The organism is Bacillus sanguinis, from assembly GCF_018332475.1.
GTDB lineage: Bacteria > Bacillota > Bacilli > Bacillales > Bacillaceae_G > Bacillus_A > Bacillus_A sanguinis.
In genome coordinates, this window is the sequence record NZ_BOQB01000069.1 from 1 (window position 1) to 12882 (window position 12882).

Genomic DNA, 12882 nt, shown 5'->3' on the forward strand with positions numbered 1-12882 from the left:
CTTTTCTATTACTATTTATAATAAAGTGAAACTTTAATCAGTGGGGGTTTTGTTCGTCCCCACTGATTATTAGTTGAACCAATCGGGCTTTTACAGGCAGTTGATCTCCCGCCTAACTTCCTCGCATCCGCCGAATTCTGAGGTGGGAGTCTTACTGCCCGTTAAAGCGGGGTAAAGGGGAAAGGGGACACGGAATTTATACAAGCGTAGCGGCGTAAATAAAAGCAGTAAGAAGAACTGATCCGCTAGCTAGTCCTAAAAAATCTAATTTGTTAAAAGTGATATTGTTCATCATACATTCTCCTTACTTGTTTAATGTAGAAGCAACAGCTTTAGCATCGATTAGAGCAGAAAATATCATGCCCATTGTATTTAAAAAATTGTTTGATTTCACTTTGTTCATCATATGAATCCGCTCCTTTTCGAATAGTTGTTGCCCTGTTTCTGACTTAATTGTATGAAATATCGTAGGAAGTAACTATCGAATTAGCTTACAGGAGAATTACACTTTTGTAAGAAAAACGAATGAAGATGTAATGATGAGAAGATTTGACATATGTTCATGGAATTGATTAAGTTAAAAGTAGAGGTGAGTGTATGGCTAATATTAAAGATATTGCAAGGATGGCGGGAGTTTCAGTTACGACTGTTTCGAGAGTATTGAATGATCATCCGTATGTAAGTGAAGAAAAAAGGAAAGCGGTTATAGAGATAGTTGAGAAATTGAATTACTCGCAAAACGCAAATGCTGTTCATTTATCAAAAGGAAAGACGAATATTGTTGGTGTGATTCTCCCTTACATCAATCACCCGAGCTTCGATGCAATGGTAGGGGGAATGATGGAGGGAGCTTTAACTCATAACTACAGGGTGCTACTTTGCCAAACGAATTATAATAAAAAAGAAGAAATGAAAAGTTTACATATGTTAAAAACGAAACAATTGGATGGTCTTATTATTTGTTCACGTGCAAATGATTGGGAAATGATAGAACCGTATGCTTCTTACGGCACAATCATTGCTTGTGAAGATAATGATATTTCAAACATCTCAAGTGTATATACAAATCATTCGGCAGCTTTCCAGTTAGGAATGAATCACCTGATTGAAAAAGGTTATAAAAAAATTGGTTATTGTACGGGAAGAAAGCTAGGACCGAGTAGTCAAAAGCGTTTTGATGTGTATAAACAGCAATTGCAATCTATAGATGAAGAAGTGAATGAAGAATGGATTTTCACAGAATGTTTTACATTAGAAGATGGTGTGAGAGTCGCTCATAAGTTAAAAGGTATGCAGAATCTCCCTGAAGCGTTAATAGTAGCAGGAGATGAAGTTGCGATTGGGGTTATGACGGAAGTTGGGAAATTGGGTATTCAAGTTCCTGAGGACTTAGCGATTATTGGTTTAGATAACCAACCTATTTCGCAAGTGTTGCAACTTACAACCATTGATCAAAATTTGAAGGAGATAGGGAAAACAGCTTTTGAAATGTTTTACCGGCATATAAGTGACAAGAGCTCTAAACAAGAAAAGGTGGAAGTTCCATATGAACTTGTGGAGCGATCTACAGTGTGATTTTAATCCGTTATGTGTATAAGTGCATAACGGATTATTTTTTTGAAATACCTTTGACAGGAAACGCGTTTCATACTTTATAAAGGAGTTACACCGGTCTGTAATAATCCATGGATTCTTTTCAAGAATAGTATTTGGAGGGATAGGCATGAATGAACTTTTATTGAGTATGAAAAAATATATAGAGGATGATGAAAAGGTTTTGGCTTTTGTAGTAGGGATATTTGAGAGGGATAATTTTACGTTATCATATCAACATGGAATCTTTGTTGTTACTACTAGACGTCTCCTGTTTTACGGGAAATTTTCCTATTATCCTGCAACATTTAAAGATTATTCATATTTGCATATAGATAGCATAGATTTTCATCCGCATTTCGAATTTACTTGTAATCATGAAACCATTCGAGCTAAGTATATTCAGAAGGGGAATGTGGAGCGATTTGTCCGTGCAGTTAGAGTGAATATGAATAATTAATCACCCCTTTGTTTAAACATAATATCTCGATCTTTAAGAGGAAAAATGCGCGATAAAAACAACTTCTAAACCTCTAGAAGATAGTGATACAATGTCAAATGGGGGGAGGTATGAACTATGGTTAATCAACGTATAAAGGAAATAACACTAATTACAATTGGTTCATTATTATTCGCAATTGGTATTAATTACTTTGCAATTCCAAACCGTTTATCAGAGGGTGGAATTATTGGTGTAACGGTTGTTACGTACTATTTATTTGATTGGTCGCCAGGGGTTGTAAACTTTGCTATAAATGCAATCTTACTAGCTATTGGTTATAAATTTTTTGATAAGAAAACGATGGTTTATACAATTTTAGGGATTGTAGAAACATCTTTGTTTTTATATGTTACGGAACATATTGAGTATCATGTAAATAGTGATACGTTATTAGCGGCTCTATTCGCTGGCTTATTTGTCGGTGTTGGATTAGGTTGTATGTTCAAAGCCGGAGGTACATCAGGGGGATCGGCAATTTTAGCACAATTAGCAAATCAATATTTAGGTTGGAGCGTTGGTAAAGGCGTACTTATTATTGATATTGTTGTAATTGCTGGTTCTGTATTTATAATAGGACAAGAAAAAGCAATGTACACACTTGTTGCAGTATTCATCGGAGCAAAAGTGATTGATTTCATTGTAGAAGGAATGGATACAAAAACGGCTGTTACAATCATTTCAAATCAACCAGACTTAATACGTGAGGCTATTACGAAAAACATGACACGCGGTGTCACTGTATTAGAAGGACGCGGCGGATATACTGGTAAAAATAAAGAAGTTTTATATGTTGTTATAAATAAACAAGAGCTTGTTAAGTTAAAGCAAGTTATTAGTCGAGTAGATGAAGATGCTTTCGTAGTTATTCACGATGTGCGTGATGTACTTGGTGGTGGCTTTAAAGCGAGCTAAAAGGTGAACGAGTAAATTCGTTCACCTTTTTTTAATTCTTACAAAAATGTAAGTGTAATGTAATGAGATTCAATAGTAGATTTTATTCCTTCTTTTTAAAATAGATGTATATATATCCTGCTGAGGAGGAATGTTTATTATGAAGAAAAAAATGATCACTACTATAATAGCGATGGTAGTGATAGTAATAATGTTACTGCCTACGAAACTTGGACCGGTTATCGATAAATATAATCCGCTTTATAAGACGAAAGAATACTATACGGTTGTGGATACAATTGGTCAGCCTATTGGTGATGAGTGGTATGAATATGAATTTATTGCATTTGACGAACGTGGAAGAGAGCAAAAAATAAAGAAGACTGTTAAGCATATGTTAAAGAGAGATGAAGCGTTAAAGGTGTATGCAAAAGGACGCTACGGTGAGTCAATCGAAGAAATTGAAGCTGTAAATATTCCTATTAATGCGAAGAGTAAACTTTTAGCGATGAGATAGCGTATTATACCCCCACCTATTTTTTGTCGAAAATAAAAATACTAGGTAGGGGTATTTTTATGTGTGTAAAAAAGCCTTGGTCCATATGGGCCAAGGCTTTTTTTATTATATAAAGGGGAAGGGGGTACATTGTAGTAGCATGAGTGAAAGGTATAAGAAGAGTGGCTACTAACAATGCAATTTGGTTATGTGAGTGTTCTTCTTATTTGGCTTACTTTCTACATTTATTGTACGAAATATTGATAAGGGAAACTATCGAATTACATTACACGTAGCTTACAAACATGTAAGTCTTCTGTAATGTAATTCGATGGTTAAAAGCTAGTGAATTTTATATAGTGTAATTAGAAAGTCTCACTGTATTACTTTCTGTTTGTAATGTAATGAAGAATGAAAAACCAACTACTTTTTAATAGCCCTCATCTGTATGTAGATGGGGCCCTTTTTATAAACCTTACAACATTGTAAGGTTTACGTAAGTTAATTCGATAGTAAATTTGTCATATTTTTTGCATAATAGATACAAATAGATAAAAATAATTAGGGATATAGTAAGAAGGGAGAAGAATGGGATGTTTAAAGAAGAAGTAGTGAAGTTTCCAGTTAAAGATTTCTGTAGCTACTTTACTGTTGCCGTAGTATGTATTGGATTATTTGATATCATAACAAACTTAATTGTTAAATAACATAGATGAAAAAACAAGAAGGGAGACCCTTTCTTGTTTTTTTTATGGGGGAATAAAGATGAAATGGATTGATAGTCATATACATGTTGACCAATATAAGGATGAAGAAAAAAGTAGATTACTTAAAGATGTGGAAAATAGTGAAGAGATAAAGGGGCTTATTGCGGTATCTATGAATTATCAATCATGTAAAGAAACATTATCTTTAGCAAAGCGATACCCTTTTGTACATCCAGCAATAGGTTTTCATCCGGAGCAACGGATTCATAAAGAAGAATGTGAGCAAATTTATAAATTAATTGAAGATCATGTAGAGGACATAGTTGCGATTGGTGAAGTAGGCTTACCATATTATTTAAGAAAAGAAGATGAGTGCATTGTTGTTAATTCATATATATCAGTGTTACAACAGTTTGTTGAACTAGCTAGTAAATATGATTTACCAATTATATTGCATGCAGTGTATGAAGACGCTGATATTGTATGTGATTTACTGGAGAAATATAACGTTTCACGTGCGCATTTTCATTGGTTTAAAGGAAGTGAAGCAACAATGAAACGGATGATAAGGAACGGCTATTATATTTCTATCACGCCAGATGTTTTACATAAGGAGAAGATCAGAAAAGTTGTTTCCTATTATCCACTTGAATATATGATGGTAGAAACAGATGGGCCGTGGGAATTTCACGAGGATGTTATGACGCATCCGAGAATGATTGGAGAGGTATTAAAGGAAATTAGTGTTATAAAAAACGTATCTGTTGATAAGGTTGCGAAAACGATATATGAAAATACGATTCAATTTTACTCCACATTAACGGGCAGTAAGACCCCTACGGATTAAAGTTTCACTTTATTTGAAAGGATAGGAGAGTTACTCTTATTCTTTTTTTGTTATGGATATTTTTTCTAGTATTTTCTATAATTTACGATGTGTTTAATTTGATGAAGGAAGTAGGGAAGAAAATGGGGAGAGCATATAAAAAAATAGTTATTACAATGATGGTCGGTGCACTTTCACTTGTAGCGTTTGGGTGTGAGGCGGGAAAAAAAGTTATAAATCCAAACACAACACAGGAAAAGAAGGAAGAACAGATCGATTCAGTAGTTGAAAAACAGATGAAAGAAAATGAGGGGAATGGGAATACGGCTGGAAATAGTTCTAATAAAGGGAAGATGGCAGAGAGTAATAGATGGGTTTACTATGCGGTAAATGGTGATAAAAATACAGGAGGCATTTATCGAACGAAAGATCAATTTCAGACTTCGGAACGTGTAGTGGAAGGTGTAAACGCTTCTTACATAAATATAAAAAACAAAGCTTTATATTTTATTCATACGGATGAAGATAAGAATGCGGGATTATCTTCTTTAATGAAGTATGATATATCTAACAAAAAGCTATCCACATTAAAGGCGAATACAAATTATGTTTATATAAAAGATCAAACTTTATTTTATCCGAAAAAATATTCTGAGCATGGTGGTTTTGATATTGTAGGGATAGTAAAAATGGATTTGAAAACGGGGCAGGAAGAAGAAGCGGCATTTAAAAACTCAGGTTGGTCTCAAACGATAGATGATCGTATTCTACATTGGAATAAAAATCGTGGAACACAAGTGACAAAAGATAATAAAACTTGGTCAAAAGAAAATTATGCAACAATATCTAGTGCTACGTATAATAATCAAAAATTATATGCTGTTGTCGACTTTTCGCTACCTTTTGAAACAAGTCAAGCTGAGCATGGCATATATGAAATAGACATTCAACAAAATAACGAAAAGTTATTGGTAAAGGATGCCTTGCAGATGAATGTGAAAGGGGATACTTTTTATTATTTAAAAAAGGACGGCGTATATAAGAAGAAAATGAATGGCGGAAATGAAAGAATAATTTATAATAAAGCGGTTGAACCAACTAAATCTTATTTATATTTTGTAGCCGGAGATATGTATCTCTATACGGATAATGGAACTATTTTAAATCTAGATACAAAGAAATCAAATGAAGAAAAAGATACGAAATTAGCAGATGATGTTATGTTACAGAAAGTATGGAATGCACAGAAGGAACTTACTAATGTTCAAATGGCTGCACTAACAGGAAACCCAAAACGAGTAGGAGATTTTTCGTATGGGGAATTATTGAATCCTACTTATAATACAAAGGGCGCTTTAGAGACCACGCTATCTACGTACTTCTCAAAACCATTTATAGCAGAGTATATGAAGAGTAAGTATATTAAAGAGTTAAATGGAAGAATGCACTATGTTATTGGAGATCCAGGGTCAAAAGCAGCAACTAAATTTACAAAAATTATTTCTGCTGAGTTAAAGGATGGGAAAATAAAAGCGCAGGTTGAAACGTATAATGACTATGATAATGTAACGGAAACAGTAGAAGTTGAATTTATTTATGAACATAATCAATGGGTTATTAATAATATGCCACGTTTTGGTTTAAGTTAAAAAAACCACCAAGCATTTTGCTTGGTGGTTTTGTATTAGGATTCTAATTTTTTTGCACGTCTTAATAATAAGAGAAAGACAATAACGAGGAAACCGAGTATAAGGAAGAATCCATATTGTTTTATATAATCCATTACGTCACTTGCGCTTGTTGGTTTTTCAACGTGAATACCGTCTTTATTAGTAGTGATATGAATATCTTTCATTTTCACTTCATTTGTTTCCTTTTGTAAATCAATCCATTCTATATTTGGAATACTTTCTAGATCCTTTAGTACTTCTTTTAATGGTTTTACACCTAAGTAAGGATGATAGAATGCACCAATAACTCCATCGGATAATTTGGTAACAGATACAGCATTTGCTTTCATTTTAGCAATAGCGTGTGGTTTATCTTCTTCGATAAATCCAACTGTTTCAGGCATTAATTTCATGCCATGTAAAAATGATGGTGTACTTCTGTATGCCGGAGAGTGCATGGATTTCCAAGTTGTATCACTTAACTGTAGTTGTCCCACATAAGTTGAAAAGTACCTTGATAATATTTCATATCCTTTTTGAGACATCGTGTAATGAGGTGCTTCAAATGCGACAGGATATAATTTGGCATCTACAAGTTCTTGAATGCCTTTTTCAATATGATCAGTCGTATATTTTTCTTCAAATTCTTCCCCTTTTTTTACGTATGTATTATATGCCTCTATGTTAGGGAAATCATCTTTTGTTTTTGGTTTTTCATGCTTCGGTTGACGAATTGGTTGGTCTGTTTTTACGTCCCAAAATTCAAAACCTTCACCAGTTTCACTATCATAAAATTGGTGAGTATAACCATGCATAATAATTGCTGCACCATCATCTTGCATAGAGCGTAAAAGATCGACTAGTTCGGGTTTATCTTTTAAATGTAGTGTTTTACCTGTTTCTGGATCCGTATATACAGGAATAACAGTGATCATGTATGGCATCTTTTTCTCTTTTAGTAATTCAGCAATTTCTTTTAATTGATTTATATCTGCGGCTGGATGAACGTCTTCAAGACGTAAATAAGCTTCTACCTTATTGTTCGTTGGCTTTTGTCCGAAGTAAGAAAATAATACTTCACCGATGTAATGAGACATCCAGTCAAAGAGATTTGGCGTTGCAACATAATAAGAATTATTTTGTTGTACAATTAATGGATAAGTAGTATTTCCTTTTAAAGCATTGGCAAGAATTGTTCCATTTGTATCAAGGTTTTTAATGGATCGTTCGTCCTCTAATGTATTCTTTAGTTTACGTGTTGGATATTCAATTGTATCAGAGTTTATATCTTCATTTTTAAGTGTGATAAATGAAAAACGTTTGGATAATTGTTCTATATTTTGACCTAAAACGAGTAGTGGTCCTGAGAAATTTTCTAGAAATTCTTTTGTTTCAGTGGAAAGTTCTTCTTGTTTTTCACCTATGTAAATAACATGTGTATATGAAGATTTATCAGTTATTTCAGCTAACTGTTTTATATTTTTTATTGTTATGTTATTAGTAAAATGTCCTACTTGTGTATTAAGTATTTGGGTGTCACTTGTAATTTGATCATCGCTCGAACTGTATAAAATAAGGACTTTTGGATTTTCGTTTTTTTGTGCGGAAATAGGGACAGGAATTAATAGTAGTAAACTAAATAAGAGTAGCAACCATTTTTTCATATTATTATTCTCCTAGTTTATATTTAGAATTCAGTTTACAATTATATACAAAAAATGCGTTTCAGTCTATGAAAGTTACATTTTTGCACGTATTTACCAGCTGTTTTTTCACAAAATCGGTCTAAAGCATGATGATAATATGTATAGTTATTTGCTATGATAAAAGGGTAAGAGAATGATAGAGTGTGGGTAATTGTAAGGGAAGAAGGCTGAAAGGGGACAAATTTCAGCGGAGAAAGAGGTAGAGGTAGTGAAGAAATTCTTTGTAGGATTTTTAGTTGTTCTTGGGGTGTACTTATATTTCCAAGGAAAGTCTGAAGGAATGGGCAAATTAGTAAATGAGACAAGCTATGTTGACTCAGAAGAAGCAAAACAGATGAAACAAATTATTATAGAGGAAGCAAAGAAAGTCAATCTTCCAGAATGGATACCTCTTACAATTGCCGAACATGAAAGTCGTTTAAATCCAAGAAGTGTTGGAGATAACGGAACTTCATTCGGATTGTTTCAATTGCATCGCGGTGGTGGACTTGCACCGGATCATTTAACAGATGATGAGCTAAAAGATCCACGTACAAATGTGCAAATTGCAATGCCGCATTTAATGAAAGGATATAAGCGCGGGGTGCAAAAAGGTTTGACTGATTTTGCATTACTAAAATATATAGCGAATACATCTGGATGGCCAGGTAATTTGGGTCCAGAGTGGACGGATAATAACATGAAGTATAACGTCGGGTTAGAAGATGTGTACTATCGAAATAAAGGTGTAATAAAAGAGTAGGTTTTTTATACCTACTCTGTTTTTTTATGAATAACCTCATCCTTTTCTCGCATGAAATACCGAGCTAGTTGTATTTTCACGTCTTCTAGTTTTGTGGAAACTTGCGGTATTTTATATCCTACGTATAACGGTGAAACGACAAATCTAGGAACAACTTTACAAATGATCTTTCCGTTTAAGTAATAGAAGAATAAGTTATAACTACTACATCCTTTATGGAAATCTGTCAGTATGTAACGTACAGTTTGCTGAATATAATTTGCTAGTTCATCTATGCATCCAATATCTTCAATGATGATATTAAATTCAGTAAAACCGATAATAGGACGATCTGAAATATTGAGTTCAATGCATTCGTTTTTTTGTACAATTACTCCTCGGAAGTTGTCCTGTTCTACGTTACCGAGATAGTCTACATATTTCATTCCGATAATCTGCATGTGTGCATGATGCAAACTCCCGCCTGAGAATGGACCGTGATTTTTGTATAAAATCACAGATGTGAATTCTTCATTCTTCTGTAAGTCTAACCAATGTTTAATCGAGAAACGAATTAGCGATCTCATATGTTCTTCTGTATATGTCGCAATATGATCTTCACAATTATCTGTTTCGATTAGCACCGTTTGAAGTGTATCTTTTAATGTAGGAAATTTGTTCTTTAGCCAAATAATTGAGCCCTCAGTTGCTAAAATATCCGTTAAATTTTCTCTGTCACAAAAAGGACATGCAGCGCTTCTATTCCGGATGCTTTCTGGTTTTTGTTTACCGATATCGTTTAAAAAGTATAGTTGTTGTGTATCCATTTGTATATATGCCCCTTTAAAATGTGTGTAAATGTAAAAATCCCGCTTAATACATTCGGGAAAAGGAGAAGGAAATCCTTTAAAGGGAATAGGAAAAATAAAAGACAAGATATCCTCATTACAACAGGGTACCTTGTCTTTTATTTTTTCTTTAATAATGTGTATGGATAATATAGATCGTTTTTATTATGTTTATTTTTTCTATTTTTTATTGTGTATAAGGCAATTGCTGTACTCGTAATTACAATAATGGCTTTCTTCATATTCGTTTACCCCTTTTTATTGTTGGTTTAATTCTTGGCTAACTGCTTTTGCATCAACTAGAGCGTGTAAAATCATTTTTACCATGTTCATCATATTCTCTCACTCCTTTTTATAGTTCGTTTAGTTCTTTTACAACTGCTTGTCCGTTCACTAATACCTCAAAGATTGCTTTTACGATTTCTTTCATCATGATTGTTTCCTCCTTTTGTTGTCTCTCTTGTTTACATCTTTATTGTATAGGGAGGCATCTTTTCGTACTATCGCTTTCCATTACGTGAACATAACAGTTTTGTAAGATTTGATGTCACTTATTGAAATGTTTAGTCTATCTTCATTATTTTCAGAAAAATGACTATTCAAACATGAAATGGGAAAGTATAATAAAGAAGTAAGTATTAAATTCCGTACGAAAGAGGTGAATGAGATGAAACGTTCTTTAGCTGCACGTGCCAAATTTTTAGATTTTATCTATTTTTGTCGTGCGATTTTTCATGATGTAGTTGTTAACGGGATACGTCTGTCCTTTTTTAACAATTGCATAGTAGCTATAGAACGATAGAAATCTCTTCACCCATTTTTAATAAACGTGTGAAAAGGGAGCTATTTAGCTTCCTTTTTCTATGTCGAAAACCATGGGGAATGTTTCTTTCCCATGGTTTTTTATATTGAAAGGAGTACGGAAAATGACAATTTGTAGTGTAAATAATGTAACGAAATCTTTTGGTGGAAACATCATATTTGAAAATATATCGCTTGAAATAAAGAATGGTGAACGTGTTGGATTAGTTGGTCGTAACGGTAGCGGGAAGACAACAATCTTTCAGCTTTTAACTGGAATGGAAAGTTTGGATGCAGGGGCCATTCATATGAAGAAAGGTACACGTATTGGTCATGTGGCACAAATTCCGAAATTTGATGAGAGTATGACTGTATATGAAGTATTGAGTTCCGCTTTTAAAATAGAAAAGGAATTAGAAAGAGAAATGCGTACTTTAGAAAAAGATATGGCGGAAGAACAGGGATCTTCTGTTTTACAAAAATTAATGGAAAGATACGGAATCATCCAAGAAAAGTTTGCGTTTCTTGGTGGTTATGAAATCGAAGCGAACATTATGAAGGTAGCAAATGGTTTACAGGTGACAGAACTATTCCCTCGGTCATTTTTAGAGCTAAGTGGTGGGGAACAAACAAAAGTAAGCCTTGCATACATGTTGCTGCAGAAACCAGATTTACTTTTATTAGATGAACCAACTAATCATTTAGATTTATTTGCCGTAGAATGGTTAGAGCAATTTTTAAAAGAATACACTGGAACGGTTATGGTCATTTCACATGATCGCTATTTCCTTGATGAGGTTGTAACGAAGATTTTTGATTTAGAAGATGGAGAGATTCACGTGTATCATACAAACTATTCTCAGTTTGTTGAGGAAAAGGAAGAAAGGTTACTTCAGGAGTTCCAGGCTTATCAAGAACAACAAAAGAAAATAAAGAAAATGAAAGAAGCAATTAAACGACTACGTGAATGGGCAAATCAAGCGAATCCTCCGAATGAAGGATTGCATAAGAGAGCAAGAAGTATGGAACGTGCACTGGAACGGATGGAGAAGCTAAAGAAACCTATTTTAGAACGAAAACAAATGGGACTTCAGTTTGAAGGGCAAGAGAGGAGCGGGAAAGATGTTGTTGTGATGAAAGAAGTGAGTAAAGGATTTGCTGAACATCTTTTATTTAACGAAGCAAATTTACATGTTCGTTTTCAAGAGCGTGCGGCGATTGTTGGTCGTAATGGTACAGGAAAGACAACGCTACTAAAATTATTATTAGAAGAAATAGAACCAGACGCTGGAGAAATTCGAATTGGAAGTAGTGTGAAAATCGGTTATTTATCCCAGCATGCGTACGGAAATATGAAGAGTAATGTATTGGAGGCTTTCAGGGAATGTGTAGCTGTTACGGAGGGAGAAGCGAGACATATATTAGCTAAGTTTTTATTTTATGGCCCAGCGGTGTTTAAGAAGGTAACGCAACTGAGCGGTGGAGAAAAAATGAGGTTAAGGCTCGCGCAACTTATGTATCAAGATATCAATTTTTTAATTTTAGATGAGCCGACAAACCATCTCGACATTGAATCAAGGGAAGTTCTAGAGGAAGCTCTTGAACAATATAATGGAACGATTTTAGCTGTTTCACATGATCGTTATTTTTTAAATAAGTTATTTGCAAAGACGTACTGGATTGATGAGTGTAAATTATTTGAGTTTGCAGGGAACTATGCATGGGCGCGTCAAAAGTGGGAGGAAAAGATCGAGACACAAGTAATAAAGCAGCAACGCCAAGGAAGAAAAAGTATGGAAACAGTCCCTGTAAAAAAGAAAGAAGTTAGGAATATCGAGGAGATTGAACCCGAGTTAATGCATGTAGAAGAAGATATATATACGCTTGAGTGTAAGATGGAACATGTAGTTGATGTTGAAATGCTTGAACAATTGTATGAAGAAAAAATGAAGAAAGAGTTGTTACGAGCGGAACTGTATAATGAGTTAGAGAATATCGCGGAGTAAAAAGTAGAAAGCGAATTTTATCAGCTTTGCTGAAGGGATTCGCTTTTTTATACTGATATTTTACTTTAAGGGAAAAATAAAAATCGTGTTTCACGTGAAACAGTAAATTTGATAA

Annotated in this window: 13 protein-coding genes; 9 read left to right on the plus strand and 4 right to left on the minus strand. The window is 34.0% G+C overall.

What is annotated here, in order from left to right; all coding sequences use genetic code 11:
- Positions 1-196: 196 nt before the first annotated feature.
- Entirely contained in the window at positions 197-292 is a 96-nt protein-coding gene (locus KI369_RS09445) for a DUF3948 family protein (protein WP_001060010.1), read from the minus strand.
- 305 nt (positions 293-597) lie between these two features.
- Between KI369_RS09445 and KI369_RS09450 the strand changes: the two genes are divergently transcribed.
- From KI369_RS09450 to KI369_RS09475, 6 genes are all read left to right on the plus strand, one after another.
- Positions 598-1575 carry a LacI family DNA-binding transcriptional regulator gene (locus tag KI369_RS09450; protein WP_212955787.1) on the plus strand — a complete coding sequence of 326 codons (978 nt, stop codon included), beginning with the start codon at positions 598-600 and terminating at the stop codon, positions 1573-1575.
- Positions 1576-1723: 148 nt separating this feature from the next.
- On the plus strand, positions 1724-2053 hold the full coding sequence (locus tag KI369_RS09455; RefSeq protein WP_212955788.1) for a PH domain-containing protein: 330 nt from the start codon (positions 1724-1726) through the stop codon (positions 2051-2053).
- A gap of 117 nt (positions 2054-2170) precedes the next feature.
- Positions 2171-3007 carry a YitT family protein gene (locus tag KI369_RS09460; RefSeq protein ID WP_212955789.1) on the plus strand — a complete coding sequence of 279 codons (837 nt, stop codon included), beginning with the start codon at positions 2171-2173 and terminating at the stop codon, positions 3005-3007.
- Positions 3008-3146: 139 nt separating this feature from the next.
- On the plus strand, positions 3147-3503 hold the full coding sequence (locus KI369_RS09465) for a YxeA family protein (RefSeq protein ID WP_212955790.1): 357 nt from the start codon (positions 3147-3149) through the stop codon (positions 3501-3503).
- A gap of 744 nt (positions 3504-4247) precedes the next feature.
- Positions 4248-5036, plus strand: coding sequence for a TatD family hydrolase (locus KI369_RS09470; RefSeq protein WP_212955791.1), 789 nt, complete (start codon positions 4248-4250; stop codon positions 5034-5036).
- 122 nt (positions 5037-5158) lie between these two features.
- Positions 5159-6664 (plus strand): DL-endopeptidase inhibitor IseA family protein, encoded by a 1506-nt coding sequence (locus KI369_RS09475; protein WP_212955792.1) that lies wholly within the window; start codon positions 5159-5161, stop codon positions 6662-6664.
- Between the two features lie 35 nt (positions 6665-6699).
- On the opposite strand, the gene KI369_RS09480 is transcribed toward KI369_RS09475, so the two are convergent.
- Entirely contained in the window at positions 6700-8349 is a 1650-nt protein-coding gene (locus KI369_RS09480; RefSeq protein WP_212955793.1) for a DUF2334 domain-containing protein, read from the minus strand.
- Positions 8350-8599: 250 nt separating this feature from the next.
- Here KI369_RS09480 and KI369_RS09485 point away from each other — a divergent pair, with 250 nt between their 5' ends.
- Complete coding sequence (locus KI369_RS09485) at positions 8600-9133, plus strand: transglycosylase SLT domain-containing protein (RefSeq protein ID WP_212955794.1); 534 nt, start codon at positions 8600-8602, stop codon at positions 9131-9133.
- An 11-nt stretch (positions 9134-9144) separates the two neighbouring features.
- Here KI369_RS09485 and KI369_RS09490 read toward each other — a convergent pair whose 3' ends face one another.
- Both KI369_RS09490 and KI369_RS09495 read right to left on the minus strand, forming a co-directional pair.
- Positions 9145-9939 carry a DUF4931 domain-containing protein gene (locus tag KI369_RS09490; RefSeq protein ID WP_238484908.1) on the minus strand — a complete coding sequence of 265 codons (795 nt, stop codon included), beginning with the start codon at positions 9937-9939 and terminating at the stop codon, positions 9145-9147.
- 140 nt (positions 9940-10079) lie between these two features.
- The gene (locus KI369_RS09495) at positions 10080-10202 is read right to left on the minus strand and encodes a spore coat protein B (protein ID WP_212955796.1); all 123 of its coding nucleotides are present in this window, start codon (positions 10200-10202) and stop codon (positions 10080-10082) included.
- Between the two features lie 425 nt (positions 10203-10627).
- Between KI369_RS09495 and KI369_RS09500 the strand changes: the two genes are divergently transcribed.
- Both KI369_RS09500 and abc-f read left to right on the plus strand, forming a co-directional pair.
- Positions 10628-10762 (plus strand): RAxF-45 family protein, encoded by a 135-nt coding sequence (locus KI369_RS09500; RefSeq protein WP_000830642.1) that lies wholly within the window; start codon positions 10628-10630, stop codon positions 10760-10762.
- 124 nt (positions 10763-10886) lie between these two features.
- On the plus strand, positions 10887-12767 hold the full coding sequence (gene abc-f, locus KI369_RS09505) for a ribosomal protection-like ABC-F family protein (RefSeq protein WP_212955797.1): 1881 nt from the start codon (positions 10887-10889) through the stop codon (positions 12765-12767).
- Positions 12768-12882 lie beyond the last annotated feature (115 nt).

Bases quoted from the DNA above. Each gene is read 5' to 3' on its own strand.
- KI369_RS09445 (WP_001060010.1), bottom strand. From the start codon at position 292: ATGAACAATATCACTTTTAACAAATTAGATTTTTTAGGACTAGCTAGC.
- KI369_RS09450 (WP_212955787.1), top strand. From the start codon at position 598: ATGGCTAATATTAAAGATATTGCAAGGATGGCGGGAGTTTCAGTTACG.
- KI369_RS09455 (WP_212955788.1), top strand. From the start codon at position 1,724: ATGAATGAACTTTTATTGAGTATGAAAAAATATATAGAGGATGATGAA.
- KI369_RS09460 (WP_212955789.1), top strand. From the start codon at position 2,171: ATGGTTAATCAACGTATAAAGGAAATAACACTAATTACAATTGGTTCA.
- KI369_RS09465 (WP_212955790.1), top strand. From the start codon at position 3,147: ATGAAGAAAAAAATGATCACTACTATAATAGCGATGGTAGTGATAGTA.
- KI369_RS09470 (WP_212955791.1), top strand. From the start codon at position 4,248: ATGAAATGGATTGATAGTCATATACATGTTGACCAATATAAGGATGAA.
- KI369_RS09475 (WP_212955792.1), top strand. From the start codon at position 5,159: ATGGGGAGAGCATATAAAAAAATAGTTATTACAATGATGGTCGGTGCA.
- KI369_RS09480 (WP_212955793.1), bottom strand. From the start codon at position 8,349: ATGAAAAAATGGTTGCTACTCTTATTTAGTTTACTACTATTAATTCCT.
- KI369_RS09490 (WP_238484908.1), bottom strand. From the start codon at position 9,939: ATGGATACACAACAACTATACTTTTTAAACGATATCGGTAAACAAAAA.
- KI369_RS09495 (WP_212955796.1), bottom strand. From the start codon at position 10,202: ATGAAGAAAGCCATTATTGTAATTACGAGTACAGCAATTGCCTTATAC.
- KI369_RS09500 (WP_000830642.1), top strand. From the start codon at position 10,628: ATGAAACGTTCTTTAGCTGCACGTGCCAAATTTTTAGATTTTATCTAT.
- abc-f (WP_212955797.1), top strand. From the start codon at position 10,887: ATGACAATTTGTAGTGTAAATAATGTAACGAAATCTTTTGGTGGAAAC.